Source organism: Streptosporangium nondiastaticum (genome assembly GCF_003011965.1).
GTDB classification, from domain to species: domain Bacteria; phylum Actinomycetota; class Actinomycetes; order Streptomycetales; family Streptomycetaceae; genus Streptomyces; species Streptomyces nondiastaticus.
This window is the reverse complement of sequence record NZ_PXWG01000330.1, coordinates 1-668: the sequence shown is the minus strand read 5'-3', so window position 1 is coordinate 668 and position 668 is coordinate 1. Positions and strand designations below refer to the sequence as shown.

The window sequence follows — 668 nt, the reverse complement described above, 5'->3', positions numbered from 1 at the left end:
CCGCACGGAGGGCGCCGGCGGCGTCCCGGCCGGCGAAGCGGCCCCGGACGGAGGGGACTTGGGGCGTTCGGCCGCGCCGGAGCTGCCGCCGCCGCACGCGGCGAGGGGCAGGCAGAGCAGCGCGGCGAGGGCGGGCGCGAGGGCGTGACGGGCCGGTCGGCGACGGAAGAAGGGGGTGGGGGTCACCACGGCACTGTATGCCCTGCTCCGCCGTGCCCTCGCGCCCGCCGGCGGCGTCAGGCGATGACGACGTTGTGCGCCGGGGTGATGCTGGGCTGCAGGTCGGCGAAGCCGAGGTCGGCGAGGACGGGGCCGAGGGTCTTGGCCCATTCCTCCAGCGCCTCGGCGGACTCCCACACGTCCGTCACCCGCCAGCCGCCGCTCGCCGTGGGGCCTGCGATGTGGGCGATGAGACCGGGGCTGGGGATGTCGGCGAGGCGCGTGAAGCCCTTCCCGTCGGTGACGCGGTGGACGACCGCCTCGTAGAGGTCCTGTCCCCCGTCGGGGACGTCGAAGGTGACGACAATGGCCATGGTGTGCTCCTGGCGGTGGCGGAGAGCCCGGTGCTCGTGCCGGGCCCGTACCCACCCTGCCGCCCGGGGCGCCGCGGGGCAGCCCCGCGGCGGCGGCTCGCGGGCGCGTTGGCCGGGGTGCCGTAGGCGCGGGCG

At 77.5% G+C, this 668-nt stretch carries 1 protein-coding gene and 1 pseudogene; both read right to left on the bottom strand.

Annotated features, from left to right (window positions below; genetic code table 11):
• Window positions 1–186 (bottom strand): annotated as a pseudogene (locus B7P34_RS37010) (hypothetical protein); the annotation flags it as partial.
• Between the two features lie 50 nt (window positions 187–236).
• On the bottom strand, window positions 237–533 hold the full coding sequence (locus B7P34_RS36080) for a hypothetical protein (protein ID WP_106682288.1): 297 nt from the start codon (window positions 531–533) through the stop codon (window positions 237–239).
• Between the last annotated feature and the right edge of the window lie 135 nt (window positions 534–668).